The sequence below is a fragment of the Acinetobacter sp. 1566109 genome (genome assembly GCF_000582255.1).
In the GTDB taxonomy this organism is placed as follows: Bacteria; Pseudomonadota; Gammaproteobacteria; order Pseudomonadales; family Moraxellaceae; genus Acinetobacter; species Acinetobacter nosocomialis.
On record NZ_JEYB01000226.1, the window covers coordinates 1 to 509 of the forward strand.

The 509-nt window shown below is 34.4% G+C and carries 1 protein-coding gene; it reads left to right on the plus strand.

Annotation, left to right across the window (positions count from 1 at the left end; all coding sequences use genetic code 11):
- Window positions 1-137: 137 nt before the first annotated feature.
- The coding region (locus J582_RS25565; protein ID WP_032049020.1) for a TetR/AcrR family transcriptional regulator at window positions 138-509 on the plus strand (372 nt) is incomplete at its 3' end.

Consider the following 509-nt stretch of genomic DNA (forward strand, 5'->3'; position numbering starts at 1 on the left):
AGCAACAATAAAACTTGAGATGTGCCAAGCACAGTCTTTATAGGCTTTGCTATGCCTTTTTTTTAGCTTCAAAAAAGTAAAAGGCTTTTATATCTCATTTATATACAACAAAAATTTAATTTTATAACGGTAAAACTATGCCAAATTTAATTCTCCCAACACGTGCTTTTGAGGTTGTAAAAAAAGGGATCGACTTATTTCACTACGGTGGCTTTCATATGGTCGGTGTCGACAAAATTGTGAAAGAAACCGAAGTGAATAAAATGACGTTTTATAATTATTTTCACTCTAAAGAACGCTTCATCGAAATCTGTTTAATCGTACAAAAAGAACACCTCCAAGACCAAGTGGTTGCACTGGTCGAGTATGACCATGACACAAGCACAACCGATAAACTCAAGAAGTTGTATGTTCTACATACCGACTTAGAAGGCCCGTACTACTTATTATTTAAGGCTATTTTTGAAACTAAAAATAGTTATCCAAAAGCTTATAAAACCGCGGTGAGA